Genomic DNA, 16,570 nt, shown 5'->3' with positions numbered 1-16,570 from the left:
ATGGATCAGCCTGTCTCGGGCCTCCACATCCTAGGTCGTCTCGCTCAACGCGTGGGAGCAGGCGGGCGGTTGGCGCACGTCCGCCGGCCCCCGCCCGCCGCGTCCCGGGTGCGGGGCGGCCACCTCCCTGGGCTCCGGCCCTCCCGCATAGGGTGGTGGCCATGGAGAAGAGCAGCGACGGGCCAGGGGCGCCCGCCGGTCTTGACGAGAGTGTGCGCACCGAGCTGGTGTCGTTGCGCGACAGCATCGACAACATCGACGCGGCCGTGGTGCACATGCTGGCGGAGCGCTTCAAGTGCACCCAGCGGGTCGGCCGCCTCAAGGCCGACCACGACCTCCCCGCCGCCGACCCGGCCCGCGAGGCGCGCCAGATCGCGCGGCTGCGCGAGCTGGCGGGGAGCGCCAAGCTCGACCCCGCGTTCGCCGAGAAGCTGCTCAACTTCGTGATCGCCGAGGTGATCCGCCACCACGAGACCATCGCCGGCGAGCGGCAGTCGGGCGAGCGCGACGCCGACGGGCCGCGCTGACGGGTCCGGAGTCAGGCGACTACTCACGTGCGTGGCTTGGGTGGGTTGTCGTCCTCGGCCCGCTGGTGGGTTGCTCGCGCAGTTCCCCGCGCCCCTGTTTTGGGTTGGCCTGGTGGGTCGGGTGCGGGTTCACGTGCGGTAGGTGGCGGCCTGCTTGGGGGCGCGGGGAACTGCGCGGTGCATGCGTGGCGGGCCGCAGGCGACTACGGTGCGGCACCGGCAAGGTGGGTTGTCGTCCGCGGCTCGGTGCCATGGGTGGCGGGGCGAGAGCGACGACGTTCCCTCACCGCACCGCGCCCTCCGGCCAGAGGACCCGCACGGGCAGGTGGACCCGCTGCGCGTAGGCGACCACGTCCGCCGCGCCGCCGAAGCCGCGGGCCGGCTCGCCGTCCCAGACCGCCAGCAGCCGGTCCACCTGCCCGATCATCACCTCGCTCGACGTCATGAACGCCCGCTCGTCCGCCGCGGCCAGCTCCGTGCGGTGGACCGTGTCCGCGGCGGCCAGCAGGGCGTCGAACTCCGCGTGGTGCCACTCGGGGAGCCACTGCCGGTAGTCGTCGGCGGGCAGCACCACCTCAAGACGGCCGCCGGCCTCCAGCACCGCGCGCGCGAACCAGCTGTCCGGCCCGTCGGCGACGCAGGAGACGCCCACCAACGACCCGGGCGCGGCGCGCGCCACCTCGGCCGCGAGCCCCTCGCGCACCTGGGCCGCGACAGCGTCCGACAGCCCACGGTGGCCGGTTATCCCTATGCGCATCTGACTTCCTCACCTGCTGAACGGGCCGACCACGACCCCGCGCCCCCCGGCGCGGCCCGGTCGGCGTCCGGCTTCCGGAACGGTGTCCCCCCGGGTGTTGCCTACGGTGGCCGGAACAGTAGCCCAGCGCACTGACACTCCCCGCGTCCGGGGCACCACTCCGGGGCTCAACACGCATGGCGGCGGGCGGAGTTCGCCCCACGCGCCGGGCCCGGCGCCCACAACCCGCTGGGCCCGCCCCCGCGCCGTGGGGCAGCATGGCGCCATGGCCACACTGACCCGTCTCGAAGCGGAAGCCCGCGCCCGGCAGCTCACCGTCGAGCGCTACACCCTGGACCTCGACCTCACCCTGGGCGACACGGTCTTCGGTTCGACCACCACCGTCGCGTTCACCGTCCGCGAGGCCGGCGACACCTTCGTCGAGCTGCGCCCCACCACCCTGCGCTCGGCCCTCCTCGACGGCCGGGAGCTGGACCCGGACGGCCTGGCCGACGGCCGGCTGCCGCTGACCGGACTGGCCGAGGGCGCGCACGAGTTGACCGTGGTGGCCGAGATGCCGTACTCGCGGACCGGCGAGGGGATGCACCGGTTCACCGACCCGGCCGACGGGCTGACCTATCTGTACACCATGTGCTGCATGACGGAGGCGCCCAAGGTCTTCGCCGCCTTCGACCAGCCGGACCTCAAGGCGGTCTTCGAGGTCGCCGTCACCGCCCCCGAGGAGTGGACGGTCCTCGGCAACGGCCGCGCCACCCGCGAGGCCGACCGCCCCGGGCGCTGGCACGTCGCGCCGACCCCGCCGATCTCGACCTACCTGCTCGCCGTCGTCGCCGGCCCCTACCACTCGGTGACCACCGAGCACGCCGGGCTGCCCTTCGGCCTGCACACGCGCCGTTCGCTCGCCGCCCATCTCGACAGGGACGCCGACGAGCTGTTCGACATCACCCGCCGCTGCTTCGACCGCTACCACGAGATCTTCGAGGAGCCCTACCCGTTCGACTCCTACGACCAGGCGTTCGTACCGGAGTTCAACGCCGGCGCGATGGAGAACCCGGGGCTGGTCACGTTCCGCGACAGCTATGTCTTCCAGTCGGCCGTCACGGAGACCGAGCGCGAGGTGCGCGGCGTCGTCGTCGCGCACGAGATGGCCCACATGTGGTTCGGCGACCTGGTGACGCTGCGCTGGTGGGACGACGTGTGGCTGAACGAGTCGTTCGCCGAGTACCTCGGCTACCAGGTGCTCCACGAGGCGACGCGCCACACGCCGTGGACCGAGTTCGCCGTGGTCCGCAAGTCCTGGGGCTACGACGCCGACCAGCGGCCCTCCACCCACCCGGTCGCGCCCGCCCCCGAGGCCGTGCCGGACACCGCATCCGCCTGGCTCAACTTCGACGGCATCTCCTACGCCAAGGGCGCCTCCGCGCTGCGTCAACTCGTCGCCTGGCTCGGCGAGGAGACCTTCCTCGCCGGGATCAACGACCACTTCGCCCGCCACCGCTTCGGCAACGCGACGCTCGCCGACTTCATCGACGCGATGGCCCGCGCCTCCGACCGCCCCGTCCACGCCTGGGCCGACGCCTGGCTGCGCACCTCGGGGCCCGACACCCTCGCGCCGCGCACCGCCGAGGGCGGCGACGACACCTGGCGGCTCCAGTTGGCGCACCACGGTGGGCGCCCGCACCGACTGCGCCTGGGCGCGTACGACATCGACCCGACCAGGCCGGAACGGGTGCTGCCGCGCGCCCAGTACGACGTGGAGCTGGAGGCGGCCGACACCACATCGGAGCACGCCTTCCCCGGCGGACGCCCCGACCTGCTGATCGTCAACGACGGCGACCTCAGCTACGCCAAGATCCGTCTCGACGAACGCTCGTGGGCCACCGCGCTGCGCACCCTCTCCAGCCTGCCCGACCCGCTCAGCCGCACCGTGGTGTGGACCGCCGCGCGTGACATGGTCAGGGACGGCGAACTGGCCCCGTTCGACTACCTGGAGGCGGCCCGCCGCCATCTGCCGTCGGAGAGCGCCAACGTGATCGTCAGCGGCGTGCTGGGCTTCGCCGGCGGCGCGCTGGCAGGGCGCTACCTGCCGGACGACCGCCGCGCCGAGGCGCTGGGGCTGGTGCGGGAGATCGCCGACCGGCTGCACGCCGGGGCCGGCGGGGACCCGACGCGGCTGCTGATCGCGGCGCGCGCCGCGATCGACGCGGCCGACGCGCCGGACGGCCCGCTGGCGTGGTGGGACGCCGGCGCGCTGCCCGGCGGGCCCGAGTTGGACCGGGACCTCCGCTGGCGGCTGCTGCACCGGCTGGCCGTGCTCGGCGCCACCGACCGGGCGGCGATCGACGCCGAGGCCGCCGCGGACCCCGGTTCCACCGGCGAGAAGGGCGCCGCGCGCTGCCGCGCCGCGCTGCCCGACGCGGCGGCCAAGGAGGCCGCCTGGGCGGACATGTTCGACGGCCAGGACCGGCTCTCCAACTACCTGTTCTCCGCCACCGCCGAGGGCTTCTGGCACGCGGAGCAGCGCGAACTGCTGGCCGGTTACGTTCCGCGCTACTTCCCCGCGGCCACCGCGCTCGCCCAACGCAGGGGCCACGCGCTGGCAGTGTCGGCGGGGCGCGACTGCTTCCCGCACCCGTTCACGGACGCCGCCACGCTCGCCCTCGGCGAGGAGTGCCTGGCCTCCGGGGCGCCGACGCCGGCGCTGCGCAGGGCGCTCGCCGACGAACTCGACGACCTCGCCAGGGCGTTGCGCGTCCGCGCGGCGGGCTGACGCGGAGAGTGACGGGACCCGGCGCGCCGGGTCCCGGTTAGGCATCCCTTACCACCTGGCGGGGTGGTCCGCCGAAACGCTTCGCTCTATAGGGGGAAAGCGCGGCGAAGTGACGGGTGGGGAACGAGGGAGCGCATAGCGTTTGGCTGTCCGCCCGATCACCCTCCGTCGTCGTTGGAGAGCCCGCCTCATGTCTGCCCCCACCCCGCTCGACCCGACGCTGCTCGCCGGCGGCTGCGCGGGGCCCGCCGCGCTGCGACCGCTGTTGGAGACGGTGCTGACGGCGCTCGCCGACGGCGCGGCCGAGCGGTGCGGGCCGCTGCCGGCCGGCGGGCCCGACGCGCCGGAGGCACACGTCGGGGGCACGGTGATCCCGGAGCGCGGCACCGGCGCGCACGAGGCGCTGGGCGCCCTGGTGCACGCGCTGGCGCGCGGCGCGGCCGACCCGGCCGACCCGCACTGCGTCGCCCATCTCCACACCCCGCCGCTGGCCGTGGCGACCGCCGCCGACCTCGCCGCCAGCGCGCTCAACCCCTCGCTCGACTCCTGGGACCAGGCCCCCGCCGCCTCCGCACTGGAGGCCAGGGTCACCGCCGAACTGGCCGCGCTGGTCCACCCGTCGGCGCCCGCCCCTGACGCGCTGGTCACCACGGGCGGCACCGAGTCCAACATGCTGGGCGTGCTGCTGGCCCGCGAACGCCACCCGGCCGCGCCGCGCGTGGTCTGCGGGGAGAACGCGCACCACAGCACCCGGCGCGCCACCTGGCTGCTGGGCCTGCCCCCACCCCTGACCCTGCCCACCCCGCGCGGGGTGCTCGACCCGGCGGCCGTGCGCGCCGCCGTCGAGGGGCTGCCGCCGGGGGAGCCGGTCCTGGTGGTGGCCACCGCGGGCACCACCGACAGCGGCGCCGTCGACCCGCTGCCCGCGCTGGCCGACGTGGTGGCCGGCGCGCGCCGCGACCGCCCGGCCGGCCTGCACGTGGACGCGGCGTACGGCGGCCCGTTGCTCTTCAGCCCGCGCCACCGGGAGCTGCTCGCCGGCGTCGAGCGCGCCGACAGCGTCACCCTCGACCTGCACAAGCTCGGCTGGCAGCCGATCGCCGCCGGCCTGCTCACCGTGCCCGACAGGGGTGCCCTGTTACCCCTGACGCACCGGGCCGACTATCTCAACGCCGACGACGACACCGAGGCTGGCCTCCCCGACCTGCTGGGGCGTTCCCTGCGCACCACCCGCCGCGCCGACGTCCTCAAGATCGCGGTCACCCTGCGCGCCCTCGGGCGCTCCGGGCTCGCCGGGCTGGTGGACGACGTGCTGGCCGCCGCCAGGCTGCTGGGCCGGCGGATCGCCGAGGAGCCGAAGTTGACGTTGCAGGCCGCGCCCGCCCTCAGCACGGTCCTCTTCCGCCCGGCCGGGGCCGGCGACGACCGCGTCGCCGCGATCCGCCGCCGGCTGCTCGCCGACGGCAGCACCGTGCTCGGCCGCGCCTGGGCTCCGGACGCCGAAGGCCGGCGCCGGCTCTGGCTGAAGGCCACCCTGCTCAACCCCCGGGTGCAGGAGAGCGATCTGACCGCGCTGCTCAAGCTCGTGCTGGAGCGGGCCGCCGAGCCGGCCGCTCCCGCTCGCCCCGCCCCACGCTCCTCCCTCCTCTCCCTCCCTGACCAAAGGAAGCCGCCGGATGACCGCCGCTGACCCCCGTTACCCCCTCGACCTCGTGGGGGTGGGCATCGGACCCGCCAACCTCGCCCTGGCCGCGCTCGCCGACGACCAACCCGACCTGCGCACCGCGTGGTACGAGCAGCGCCCCGAGTTCCGCTGGCACGCCGGGATGCTGATCGAGGGCACCACCCTCCAGGTGCCCTTCCTCGCCGACCTGGTGACGCTCGCCGACCCGACCAACCCCTGGTCTTTCCTCAACTACCTGCGCCACCAGGGGCGGCTCTTCCCCTTCTATCTCTCCGAGCGCTTCCACTGCCCGCGCGCCGAGTACGACGACTACTGCCGCTGGGTGAGCGAGCAGCTGTCCTCGCTCCACTTCCACCACCGGGTGGACACCGTCAAATGGAACGCGCAGCACGAGGTCTTCGACATCGACCTCACCCCGCTGGCCGCCGGGGGCGAGAGCCCCGCGATCGCCCGGGTGCACGCGCGGAACCTGGCGGTCGGCATCGGCACCGCGCCCCATGTCCCCGAGCCGCTGCGGCCGTTGATCGACGCCGAGGCCACCGCCCCGGTGATCCACGCCTCCGACTACCTGGAGCACCGGAGCCGGCTGCTGGCGGCCGGTCACATCACGGTGATCGGTGGCGGCCAGTCGGGCGCCGAGGTCTTTCTCGACCTGCTGCGCCGCAGGTCCTCCGGGGCGGAGCGGCTGCACTGGATCAGCCGCAGCCCGGCGTTCTCGCCGATGGAGTACAGCAAGCTGGGGCTTGAGCACTTCACCCCCGACTACACCCGGTACTTCCGCGAGCTCTCCGAGCCCGTCAGGGACCAACTGCTGCGCGACCAGTGGCAGTTGTACCGGGCGGTCGACCAGGAGACGCTGGGCGAGATCCACGACGAGCTGTACCGCAGGACCGTCACCCACGGCTGGCCCGACGCGGTGCTCAGCCCCGGCGTGGCCGTCCGCACGGCGGGCCGCGTCGGCGCCCACCAGCTGGAGCTGCACCTGGACCACCAGCCGGGCGGCGGTCGCAGCCGGCTGCTGACCAACGCCGTGGTGCTGGCGACGGGTTACCGCGAGCGCCCGCTCAACTCGCTGCTGGCCGGCCTCGACGCCGACCTCGGCCGGGACGCGGCCGGCCGTCCGCTGGTCGACGAGGACTACCGGCTGTCGCTGGGCCCGAAGATCGGCGGCAGCGTCTTCGTGCTCAACGCGGAACGCCACACCCACGGCGTCGGCGCGCCCGACCTGGGCCTGATCGCCCACCGCGCCGCCACCATCGTCAACGCCCTGTCCGGCGAGCCGCGTTACCGGCTGCCGGACCGTTCGGCGTTCACCACCTTCGGCGCGCCGGTCCAGCAGCCGGTGGGTGCGGAGCCGGAGCGGCGCGACCCCGGCGGGTTCCCTGGCACGCTTCCCCCGCCCCGGAGCATTCCGGTCTGACCGGCGCACGGGTTTCGCCGACGCGACGGCCGGGCAGAGCTGTTCCGGCCGACGCCCGTTCATGGCGGAACGCGGGCAAGTCCCCGCCGCCCGGGAAAGAGAAACGATAAGGCCGCCGAAAGCTCATCAGAGCGCCGTTGCGCTCATTCTGTTGCTTGTCGGTCTCTTGTGAAAAGCCGGCCTTCCCCTCGTCACTTCTCGATAGCCTGGTACTGGCGGGTAACTCCTAGGGTTACTCCATGCGCCGAGCGAAAATCGTCTGCACCCTGGGCCCCGCGACCGACTCGCTGGAACGGATCACCGAGCTGGTGGAAGCCGGAATGGACGTGGCCCGTCTCAATCTCAGTCACGGCGCTCACCGCGAGCACGAGCTGCGTTACCAGCGTGTGCGCCGAGCGGCGGATGCTTCCGGGCGAAGCGTCGGAATTCTCGCCGATCTCCAGGGCCCGAAGATCCGACTCGGGGTCTTCGCGGAAGGCCCCGTTCTGTTGGAACGGGACGACGAATTCACCATCACCACCGAGGACGTGCTCGGCGACCACCGCCGCTGCGGCACCACCTACGGCGGGCTCGCCCAGGACGTGACGGCGGGGGAGCGGGTGCTGGTCGACGACGGCCGGGTGACGCTCCAGGTGGTGGAGACGACCGAGACCGAGGTGCGCACCCGCGTGGTCGAGGGCGGCCTGGTCTCCGACCACAAGGGCCTCAACCTGCCGGGCGTCGCGGTCTCCGTGCCCGCGCTCTCCGGCAAGGACATCGAGGACCTGCGCTGGGCGCTGCGCACCGGTGTCGACATCGTGGCGCTCTCCTTCGTGCGCTCCGGCGACGACATCAAGGACGTGCACCGGGTGATGGCCGAGGAGGGCCGTTTCCTTCCGGTGATCGCCAAGATCGAGAAGCCGCAGGCCGAGGAGAACCTGGTCGACATCGTCGACGCCTTCGACGGGCTGATGGTCGCCAGGGGCGATCTGGGCGTCGAGGTGCCGCTGGAGGCGGTGCCGCTGGTGCAGAAGCGCGCCGTGCGGCTGGCCAAGCGCAACGCCAAGCCGGTGATCGTGGCCACCCAGATGCTGGACTCGATGATCGACTCCTCCCGCCCGACCAGGGCCGAGGCCTCCGACGTGGCCAACGCGGTGCTGGACGGCACCGACGCGGTGATGCTCTCCGGCGAGACCAGCGTGGGGCGTTACCCGGTGGAGACGGTCCGCACCATGAGCAGGATCGTCGAGGCGGCGGAGAACGAGCTGCTGGCCGAGGGACTGACCCCGCTGGCGGACGCGGAGAAGCCGCGCACCCAGGGCGGCGCCGTGGCCAGGGCCGCCGCCGACATCGGGGACTTCCTGGACGCGGGGCTGCTGGTCGCCTTCACCCAGAGCGGGGACACCGCGCGCCGGCTCTCCCGCTACCGTTCGCCGATCCCGCTGGTCGCGTTGACTCCCGACCCGCTGACCCGGGCCCAACTCAGCCTCACCTGGGGCGTGGAGGCCCGGCTCGTGCCGACCGTGCGGACCACGGACGAGATGGTGGCCGTCATGGACGACGAGCTGCTGCGGATGGGGCGCTGCCGGATGGGCGACGTGGTGGTGATGACGGCCGGCTCGCCGCCGGCGACGCCTGGCTCGACCAATCTGGTGCGGGTCCACCACGTGGGCGAGGACGACTCCCCGCGCTGAGCGCGTCGGGCGAGCGGGTGAAGTGGGGTGCCGGGTGCGGGATTCGAACCCGCAAGCCCTCTCGGGCAGAGGTGTTTGAGACCTCCGTGTATGCCATTCCACCAACCCGGCCGGCGCCACGGAAGTCTACCGGCTCCCGGCGGGTGCCGGCGACCGACCGGTGACTGGGTAGGCTCGGGGGTGGCCCCAGCTGGCGGAGAACCGAGGAGCAACGTGAGCACCCCCGACGTCCCTGACGAGCGTGACACCCCGGCCGGTCTCCCCGACGCGTCCGCCGCCGAGGACGGCGCCCACGTGCCGCCGCAGACCACCCGCGTGGTGATCGCCGAGGACGAGGCGCTGATCCGCCTCGATCTGAAGGAGATGCTGGAGGAGGAGGGCTACACGGTCGTCGGGGAGGCCGGGGACGGGCAGCGGGCCGTGGAGCTGGCCCGCGAGCTGAACCCCGACCTGGTCATCCTGGACGTGAAGATGCCGGTGATGGACGGCATCTCGGCGGCGGAGAAGATCGCCGCGGACTCCATCGCCCCCGTGCTGATGCTGACCGCGTTCTCGCAGCGCGACCTCGTGGAGCGGGCCAGGGACGCGGGCGCGATGGCCTATCTGGTCAAGCCGTTCAGCAAGAGCGACGTGGTGCCGGCGATCGAGATCGCCGTCTCGCGCTTCCAGCAGCTGAGCAGCCTCGCCGGCGAGGTGGCCGACCTGACGCAGCGGCTGGAGACCCGCAAGCTGGTGGACCGCGCCAAGAGCGTGCTCCAGACCGAGTACGGGCTCACCGAGCCGGCCGCGTTCCGCTGGATCCAGAAGACCTCGATGGACCGCAGGCTCTCCATGCGGCAGGTCGCCGAGGCCGTCATCGAGGACGCCGAGGAGAAGCGGCAGAAGCCGCAGAAGTGAGCGGGTGACCGCCCCGCCGTCTGTTAACTCCCCGTTAATTCTCCCCCTCGCGCCCCCCGAGGCGCGTTCCCGCCGTTCCGCGCCGGCGCGTTCGCCGGCGGGAGCGTGCCCCGAGGCGCGCCCCAAGGGGCGGGGGGTGTTTCGGGCCTCGGACGGGTGTCCGCCCCGTCCGCTCACCGGGTCGTTATGTTCTGTTTCCGGCATGTGCCGGAGGTCACAGGGCGATCACATCTGTTCCCCTCCAGTGTTCGTGCAGCTCGCGGGGCAATAGATTCCGCTGCACGCCGCACCAGAGTGCGTGGTGCATGGACGTCGTGCGGTGCCGACATGGCTGGGCTCGTTCCAGGGGGTTTTACCTAGTGCTCAACAAATCCATCGTGCGACTGGCGATACCGGTGGCCGCCGGCGCGCTACTCCTCACCGCCTGTGGCAGCGACGACGACGGTGGCGGCGGTGGCACCACCTACAAGATCGCCTTCCAGGGTCCGCTCTCCGGGCAGAACGTCGCGCTCGGCGAGAACATGGAGAACGGCATCGAGCTGGCCATCAACGAGGCCAACAGCAGCGGCGACTTCGACTTCACCATCGAGTACCTCCCCGCCGACGACCAGGGCGCCGAGGGCCAGGCGACCGCCGCGGCCCAGTCCGCCATCGACGACCAGGACGTGATGGCCGTCGTCGGCCCCGCGTTCTCCGGGCCCACCTTCGTGGCCGCCCCGCTCTACGGCCAGGCCGGTCTCGCCACGGTCTCCTCGTCGGCGACCAACCCGACCATCACCGAGGAGGGTTTCCCGACCTTCCTGCGCGCCGTGCCCAACGACAACGCCCAGGGCGGCGCGATGGCCAGGTACCTGGCCGAGCAGGACGGCGTCGAATCCGTCATGGTCATCGACGACGTCACCCCGTACGGCGAGGGCCTGGCCGACGTGGCGATCGAGGAGTTGGAGGCCGCCGGCCTCCAGGCGCAGCGCGAGAGCGTTCCCGCGGACACCGTCGACTACGGCGGCGCCGCGCGCACCGTCACCTCCTCGGGCGTGGACGCGCTCATCTACGCGGGTTACTACGAGGCGTTGGCCCCGTTCGCCACCCGCCTCGCCGAGAGCGGCTTCGAGGGCATCGGCATCTCGGGCGACGGCTCCAACGACGACGAGTTCATCAACCTGGCCGGTGGCGCCGCCGAGGGCTGGTTCCTGACCTGCCCCTGCACCGACGCCTCCGCCGAGGACGCGACGCAGGACTTCGCCGACCGCTACCAGGAGGAGATCGGCGAGGCGCCGGGCACCTACTCCGCGGAGAGCTACGACGTCGCGAACATGATCATCCAGACCATCGCCGACCTGAACGGCGACGTGAACCGCCAGTCCGTCTACGAGGCGCTGGCCGGCGGTGAGTACGAGGGGCTGACCAAGACCTTCTCCTTCACCGACACCGGTGAGTTCGAGAACGAGTCGATCTTCCTCTACCAGGTCGAGGAGGGCGTCCGCGGCTACGTGGGCAACATCGACGAGCTGATCGCCGGCTGACACGCCGTGAGGGCGATGGCGGGGCGGCTGTCCACGGCCGCCCCGCCTGCCTGAGACCACCCTCCGCCGCCTGTCCCCACAAGGAAAGTTCCGTCCATGTCCCTTTCCGATAGCTGGGACGTCCTAGTCCTCGGCTTGGTGCTCGGCTCCCTGTACGCCGTCATCGCCATCGGCTACACGCTCGTCTACGGCGTGTTGCAGCTGTTGAACTTCGCGCACAGCGAGGTCTTCATGGCCGGTGGGTTCGGCGGCGTGATCGCGCTCACGATCTTCGAGCCGGCCGTCGACCCCTCCGGTGCGCAGTCCGTCGTCTACGTACTCCTCGGCATAGCCGCGGGAGCCGTCCTGGGCGGGGTGATCGCCTTCGGACTCGAAAAGGCGGCGTACCGACCGCTGCGGAGACGAAACGCGCCACGCCTGGTCTTTCTGATCACCGCGATCGGCGCGTCCTTCTTCCTCTACAACCTGGCGGGCAAGCTCTTCGGGCGCTACCCGATCGCCATGCCGACCATGTACGAGAACAAGACGGTGTTCACCGTCTTCGGCACCAGCGTCAGCGTGACCCAGCTGCTGATCGTCGGCACCGCCCTGGTGATGCTGGCGGCCGTCGACGTCATCGTGAACCGCACCAAGCTGGGCTCCGGCATCCGGGCGGTCGCCCAGGACCCGGAGGTCGCCGCGCTGATGGGCGTCGACATCGACAAGGTCGTCTCCCGCACCTTCGTGCTGGGCGGCCTCCTCGGCGGTGTCGCCGGGTTCCTCTTCGGCACCAACCTCCAGGTCGAGTACACGATGGGCTTCCTGCCCGGCATCACCGCGTTCGCCGCGGCCGTGCTCGGCGGGATCGGCAACGTGCGGGGCGCGGTCCTCGGCGGGCTGCTGCTCGGCGTGGTCGAGGCGTTCACGGTGGAGATCTGGAGCGACGCCTGGCGCTATGTGGGCGCCTTCGCCGTGCTGGTCCTGGTGCTGATGTTCCGCCCGACCGGTCTGCTCGGTGAGCGCGTGGGGAGGACGGCATGAGTCACGGAGTGACGACGGAGAAGAAGACCCCGTCGGCGGCGAGGCTGCGCAAGCAGTCCTGGTATCAGCAGCCGCGCTACAGGCGGCTCGCCGCCATGGTGACCACCGCGGTCGTGATGGCCCAGGTCACCGGCGTGCAGGGCGCGCGCAACGACCTGTTCTACGCGCTGGAGGAGAACTTCACCGGCACCGGTATCTGGATCTGGCTGGGGATATTCCTGGCGATCTGGGCGGTCCGGGAGTTCCTCCACGGCTGGCTGCGCGGACTGCTGGACCGCGTCAAGGAGATGGCCGCCCCGCCCGCCGACGGCGCGGCGGGGAAGACCCCGCCCCCGGCAGGTCTCCCCGGTCTGGTGCGGCGCGCGGCCGACGGCTCGCGTTCCCTGAACGGGCTCTTCCGCACCCACCGCGGCTACCAGCTGGGCGGGATGGCGGCGCTGCTGGTCGTGCTGATCCTGCTGCCGCTGATGGTCAGCACCTTCTGGCAGCAGGTGATGGTCGACCAGATCGGCATGTTCCTGCTGATCGCGATCGGCCTGAACGTGGTGGTCGGCTGGGCCGGCATGTTGGACCTCGGCTTCATCGCGTTCTTCGCGATCGGCGCCTACAGCGCGGCGTTCTGGACCGGCGGGCTGCCGGTCGAGCCGCCCGTCGAGCTGAACAACTTCCTGGTGATCCCCGTCGCGGTGGTCACCTGCCTGCTCGCCGGCCTGCTGCTGGGCGCGCCGACGCTCCGGCTGCGCGGCGACTATCTGGCCATCGTCACCCTGGGCTTCCACGAGATCGTCTATCTGACGGCCAAGAACTGGACGGAGTTCACCGGCGGCACCCGGGGCGCCTCGTCGGACCGGTTCTCGATCGACCTGGGCTTCTGGTCCTACGAGTGGGGCCTGGACCCCGCGCCCTACTACTGGCTGCAACTCGCCTTCATCGTGGGCGTGCTGTTCCTCTTCCTGCGGCTGGAGCACTCCCGGGTCGGGCGTGCCTGGACCGCGATCCGGGAGGACGAGGTGGCCGCCGCCTCCACCGGCGTCGACACCGTCCGCTTCAAGCTGCTGGCGTTCGCCATCGGCGCCTCCACCTCCGGCATCGCCGGCGTGATCTACGCCAGCAAGCTCGGCTTCATCAACTCCGAGATGTTCCTGGTGCTGCTGTCGGTGCTGGCGCTGTCGTACGTGGTCTTCGGCGGGATGGGCTCCATTCCCGGGGTGCTGCTCGGCACGGCCATCCTCGTGTGGCTGCCGGAGTACCTGCGGGACAGCGTCGACCCGCAGGACCGCTACATGTATCTGGGCGGTCTGCTGGTGGTCATGATGATCTACCGTCCGCAGGGCCTGTGGCCCTCGCGGCGCAGGCAGCGGGAGCTGCGGATGTCCCAGGAGGGCACCGGCGCGGCCGACGCCCTGGGCGCGCAGCCGGGAGGTGCGCAGGGATGACGACCGAGACCACTGGGCAGAAGGGCGCACGGACTCCCGCGTCCGGCGACGACGTGATGCACGCGACCGGGGTGACGCTCCGCTTCGGCGGCCTCACCAGCCTCAACGAGGTGGAACTCCGCGTCGGCCGGGGCGAGATCCTGGCCGTGATCGGGCCGAACGGGGCGGGCAAGACCTCCCTGTTCAACTCGCTGACCGGCGCCTACCACCCGCAGGAGGGCCGGATCAGCTTCCGGCCGAGGGCCGGCGGCGAGCACGAGCTGCGGGGCCGCAAGCCCCACAAGGTCAGCCGTCTCGGCGTGGCCAGGACGTTCCAGAACATCCGGCTCTTCGGCGCGTTGACCGTGCTGGAGAACGTCAAGATCGCGGTGGAGACCCGGCAGAAGACCGACCCCGTCTCGATCATGCTGGGGCTGCCCAACGCCCGCAGGGACGAGCGGGAGAGCGACGCGAAGGCGCACGAGGTCCTCTCGTTCGTCGGCCTGGAGCACCGGATCAACGAGCTGGCGTCCTCGCTGAGTTACGGCGAGCAGCGGCGGCTGGAGATCGCGCGGGCCCTGGGCACCCGTCCTGAGCTGCTGCTCCTGGACGAGCCGGCGGCCGGCACCAACCCGACCGAGAAGCGGGACCTGGAGCGGCTGATCCGGCGGATCAACACCGAACTCGACGTCAGCGTGCTGCTGATCGAGCACGACATGCGGCTGGTGATGTCGGTTGCCGACCGCGTCGCGGTGCTCAACTTCGGCAAGAAGATCGCCGAGGGCAGCCCCGCCCAGGTCCAGCAGGACCCGGCCGTGGTGGAGGCGTACCTCGGGGTCCCGACGGACGCCGAGGAGTCCGAGGCCGTCGCCGAACTGGTCGCTGAGCAGGCCGAGCACGCGGAGGCCGCCCGCCAGGCGGAGGCCGAGGCGGTGTCCGAGGGCGAGGAGGCATCCGAGGACGGCGACGAGGCGGGGGCCGGCGCCGTCGACCCGGCGCGTCCCGACGCCGACGCCGACGCCGAGGGCGATGCCGGAACCGGTGCCGACGCCGACGCGGAGGCCGACGCCGGGGAGAGCAGCGAGACCAGCGGCGGGGGCGACCGGCCCGAACGGTCCGCCGACGCCGCGCGCGAGGAGGACCGAGGGTGAGCACCGACCTGGACAAGGACACGCGTCCGGACGCGGGAGACGGCGCCGCCGACGGCCCGCCGCCGCTGCTGGAGCTGCGTGACCTGCACGTCTCCTACGGCGCCATCGGCGCGCTCAAGGGCGTCAGCCTCACCGTGCCCGAGGGGCAGGTGGTGGCCCTGCTCGGCGCCAACGGCGCGGGCAAGTCCACCACGCTCAAGGCGGCCTCCGGCATGCTGGCGCCGCGCTCCGGCGAGGTGCTGCTGCGCGGCGAGCGCGTCGACGGCATCAAGTCGCACGAGCTGGTGCGCTTCGGGATCGGCCATGTCCCCGAGGGACGCCGGGTGTTCGCCCGGATGACCGTTCTGGAGAACCTGAAGATGGGGGCCTACCGGCTCCGTCGGCCCGATCCGGCCGACCTGGAACGCGTCTTCACGCTCTTCCCCCGGCTGGCCGACCGGCGCAAGCAGGTCGCCGGCACCCTCTCCGGCGGCGAGCAGCAGATGCTGGCCATCGGCCGCGCCCTGATGGGCAAGCCGGAGCTGCTGCTGCTCGACGAGCCCTCCATGGGGCTGGCGCCGCTGATCGTCCAGCAGATCTTCGAGATCCTCAAGGAGATCAACGAGCAGGGCACCACCCTGCTGCTGGTCGAGCAGAACGCCTCCCAGGCGCTCCAACTCGCCAACTACGGCTATGTGCTGGAGACCGGCGCCGTCGTGATGGCCGACCGCGCCCCGGCGCTGCTCTCCGACCCCCGGGTGCGCGCCGCCTACCTGGGCGAGGCCGTGGAGTAACGGGCCCGACCGCGAGCGGTGCGCGGGCGGTGGCCGACCCCGGGTCGGCCACCGCCCGCCGCCGTCCGCTCCCGGAACGCGAGACCGTCCCGGTTTCTCGACGGGGCTGTCACACCGGCCGCCCGGCCCTGTCCGACGGCCGCCGAAACGATCTAGCGTGCGGGCATGAACAGGTGGACCTGCGCACAGTGCGGAAGCGACGCCTGGGAGGAGGGATTCTTAAAACAGCCTTACACGCGCCCGCGCTTCGGCCGCTGGGTCTCCGGGCCGCTGGAACGCGACGCCTTCGGCACCGCCAAGCTGTTCGGACGGCAGCGCTGGATCATCGACGCCTGGCGCTGCATGGTCTGCAGCCGACTCGACCTCTACGCCCGCCGACCCGACGGCTGAGCCCGGCGACCGTCCGAACCCCTCAGACCCCTATCCCCCCGGCCGCGCCATCCGCCTCGCCCTCCGAGGGGGCCGAATCCGCCTCCGCCGGCGCCGCGTTCTGCTGGGCGGCCGGGCGCAGCGCGCAGGTCAGCCGGGCCGTGCAGACGCGCTTGCCGCGGTCGTCGGTGATCACCACCTCGTAGGTGGCGGAGGTGCGGCCCGCGTGCGCCGGGGTCGCCACGCCCGTGATCGTCCCCGTGCGCACCGGTCGGTGATGGGTACAGCTGAGGTCGACGCCCATCGCGATCTTGTGCGGCCCGCCGTGCAGCATCGCCCCCACCGAGCCGAGCGTCTCGGCGAGCACCGCGGAGGCTCCGCCGTGCAGCAGGCCGTACGGCTGGGTGTTCCCCTCCACCGGCAGCGTGCCCACCACCCGCTCGGGGCCGGCCTCCAGAACCACGAGGCCCATACGGGATCCCAGGTCACCGGCGGAGAAGAGCGCCGGCAGGTCGATGCCGAGCCCCGACCACTCGTCGACGACGTGGGGGGAGAACAGAGTGTCACTGGTTTCGCCCATGGGCGCCGTTC

14 protein-coding genes and 1 tRNA gene are annotated in these 16,570 nt (G+C 72.3%); 12 read left to right on the top strand and 3 right to left on the bottom strand.

Annotated features, from left to right (window positions below):
* Positions 1-161: 161 nt before the first annotated feature.
* Positions 162-527: a chorismate mutase gene (locus FH715_RS15505; protein ID WP_139645600.1), complete on the top strand. Its 366-nt coding sequence runs from the start codon at positions 162-164 to the stop codon at positions 525-527.
* A 283-nt stretch (positions 528-810) separates the two neighbouring features.
* Here FH715_RS15505 and FH715_RS15500 read toward each other — a convergent pair whose 3' ends face one another.
* Positions 811-1,284: a hypothetical protein gene (locus FH715_RS15500; RefSeq protein ID WP_139645598.1), complete on the bottom strand. Its 474-nt coding sequence runs from the start codon at positions 1,282-1,284 to the stop codon at positions 811-813.
* 265 nt (positions 1,285-1,549) lie between these two features.
* Here FH715_RS15500 and pepN point away from each other — a divergent pair, with 265 nt between their 5' ends.
* From pepN to pyk, 4 genes are all read left to right on the top strand, one after another.
* Positions 1,550-4,054 (top strand): aminopeptidase N, encoded by a 2,505-nt coding sequence (gene pepN, locus FH715_RS15495; protein ID WP_139645596.1) that lies wholly within the window; start codon positions 1,550-1,552, stop codon positions 4,052-4,054.
* A 190-nt stretch (positions 4,055-4,244) separates the two neighbouring features.
* The gene (locus tag FH715_RS15490; protein WP_139645594.1) at positions 4,245-5,744 is read left to right on the top strand and encodes a pyridoxal phosphate-dependent decarboxylase family protein; all 1,500 of its coding nucleotides are present in this window, start codon (positions 4,245-4,247) and stop codon (positions 5,742-5,744) included.
* Positions 5,731-7,158 (top strand): lysine N(6)-hydroxylase/L-ornithine N(5)-oxygenase family protein, encoded by a 1,428-nt coding sequence (locus FH715_RS15485; RefSeq protein WP_139645592.1) that lies wholly within the window; start codon positions 5,731-5,733, stop codon positions 7,156-7,158. The genes FH715_RS15490 and FH715_RS15485 overlap by 14 nt, the downstream gene beginning before the upstream one ends.
* Positions 7,159-7,397: 239 nt before the next feature.
* The gene (gene pyk / locus FH715_RS15480; RefSeq protein WP_139645590.1) at positions 7,398-8,831 is read left to right on the top strand and encodes a pyruvate kinase; all 1,434 of its coding nucleotides are present in this window, start codon (positions 7,398-7,400) and stop codon (positions 8,829-8,831) included.
* A 28-nt stretch (positions 8,832-8,859) separates the two neighbouring features.
* Here the strand turns inward: pyk and FH715_RS15475 are convergent.
* Positions 8,860-8,942, bottom strand: a tRNA-Leu gene (locus tag FH715_RS15475).
* A 102-nt stretch (positions 8,943-9,044) separates the two neighbouring features.
* Here FH715_RS15475 and FH715_RS15470 point away from each other — a divergent pair.
* The 7 genes from FH715_RS15470 (at position 9,045) to FH715_RS15440 (ending at position 16,000) form a co-directional block, all read left to right on the top strand.
* Positions 9,045-9,728, top strand: coding sequence for an ANTAR domain-containing response regulator (locus FH715_RS15470; RefSeq protein ID WP_425472718.1), 684 nt, complete (start codon positions 9,045-9,047; stop codon positions 9,726-9,728).
* 377 nt (positions 9,729-10,105) lie between these two features.
* A complete protein-coding gene (locus FH715_RS15465) occupies positions 10,106-11,251 on the top strand; it encodes a branched-chain amino acid ABC transporter substrate-binding protein (RefSeq protein ID WP_342782176.1) in 1,146 nt (381 codons plus the stop codon).
* Between the two features lie 96 nt (positions 11,252-11,347).
* On the top strand, positions 11,348-12,271 hold the full coding sequence (locus FH715_RS15460; RefSeq protein WP_139645585.1) for a branched-chain amino acid ABC transporter permease: 924 nt from the start codon (positions 11,348-11,350) through the stop codon (positions 12,269-12,271).
* Complete coding sequence (locus FH715_RS15455; protein ID WP_139645584.1) at positions 12,268-13,707, top strand: branched-chain amino acid ABC transporter permease; 1,440 nt, start codon at positions 12,268-12,270, stop codon at positions 13,705-13,707. Before FH715_RS15460 ends, FH715_RS15455 begins: the two co-directional genes overlap by 4 nt.
* Positions 13,704-14,837: an ABC transporter ATP-binding protein gene (locus FH715_RS29325; RefSeq protein WP_139645582.1), complete on the top strand. Its 1,134-nt coding sequence runs from the start codon at positions 13,704-13,706 to the stop codon at positions 14,835-14,837. Before FH715_RS15455 ends, FH715_RS29325 begins: the two co-directional genes overlap by 4 nt.
* Before the next feature lie 8 nt (positions 14,838-14,845).
* Entirely contained in the window at positions 14,846-15,610 is a 765-nt protein-coding gene (locus tag FH715_RS15445) for an ABC transporter ATP-binding protein (RefSeq protein WP_246108767.1), read from the top strand.
* Positions 15,611-15,775: 165 nt separating this feature from the next.
* Positions 15,776-16,000 (top strand): hypothetical protein, encoded by a 225-nt coding sequence (locus FH715_RS15440; protein WP_139645578.1) that lies wholly within the window; start codon positions 15,776-15,778, stop codon positions 15,998-16,000.
* A gap of 22 nt (positions 16,001-16,022) precedes the next feature.
* On the opposite strand, the gene FH715_RS15435 is transcribed toward FH715_RS15440, so the two are convergent.
* Complete coding sequence (locus tag FH715_RS15435; RefSeq protein ID WP_139645575.1) at positions 16,023-16,559, bottom strand: PaaI family thioesterase; 537 nt, start codon at positions 16,557-16,559, stop codon at positions 16,023-16,025.
* Positions 16,560-16,570 lie beyond the last annotated feature (11 nt).

The organism is Streptomyces sedi, assembly GCF_006335015.1.
In the GTDB taxonomy this organism is placed as follows: Bacteria; Actinomycetota; Actinomycetes; order Streptomycetales; family Streptomycetaceae; genus Streptomyces; species Streptomyces sedi.
The sequence above is the reverse complement of the archived record's forward strand: the minus strand, read 5'-3'. Positions and strand labels throughout refer to the sequence as shown.

What these genes read in the sequence shown, in the direction of transcription:
- FH715_RS15505 (WP_139645600.1), top strand. Translation starts at nt 162, where the DNA reads ATGGAGAAGAGCAGCGACGGGCCAGGGGCGCCCGCCGGTCTTGACGAG.
- FH715_RS15500 (WP_139645598.1), bottom strand. Translation starts at nt 1,284, where the DNA reads ATGCGCATAGGGATAACCGGCCACCGTGGGCTGTCGGACGCTGTCGCG.
- pepN (WP_139645596.1), top strand. Translation starts at nt 1,550, where the DNA reads ATGGCCACACTGACCCGTCTCGAAGCGGAAGCCCGCGCCCGGCAGCTC.
- FH715_RS15490 (WP_139645594.1), top strand. Translation starts at nt 4,245, where the DNA reads ATGTCTGCCCCCACCCCGCTCGACCCGACGCTGCTCGCCGGCGGCTGC.
- FH715_RS15485 (WP_139645592.1), top strand. Translation starts at nt 5,731, where the DNA reads ATGACCGCCGCTGACCCCCGTTACCCCCTCGACCTCGTGGGGGTGGGC.
- pyk (WP_139645590.1), top strand. Translation starts at nt 7,398, where the DNA reads ATGCGCCGAGCGAAAATCGTCTGCACCCTGGGCCCCGCGACCGACTCG.
- FH715_RS15460 (WP_139645585.1), top strand. Translation starts at nt 11,348, where the DNA reads ATGTCCCTTTCCGATAGCTGGGACGTCCTAGTCCTCGGCTTGGTGCTC.
- FH715_RS15455 (WP_139645584.1), top strand. Translation starts at nt 12,268, where the DNA reads ATGAGTCACGGAGTGACGACGGAGAAGAAGACCCCGTCGGCGGCGAGG.
- FH715_RS29325 (WP_139645582.1), top strand. Translation starts at nt 13,704, where the DNA reads ATGACGACCGAGACCACTGGGCAGAAGGGCGCACGGACTCCCGCGTCC.
- FH715_RS15440 (WP_139645578.1), top strand. Translation starts at nt 15,776, where the DNA reads ATGAACAGGTGGACCTGCGCACAGTGCGGAAGCGACGCCTGGGAGGAG.
- FH715_RS15435 (WP_139645575.1), bottom strand. Translation starts at nt 16,559, where the DNA reads ATGGGCGAAACCAGTGACACTCTGTTCTCCCCCCACGTCGTCGACGAG.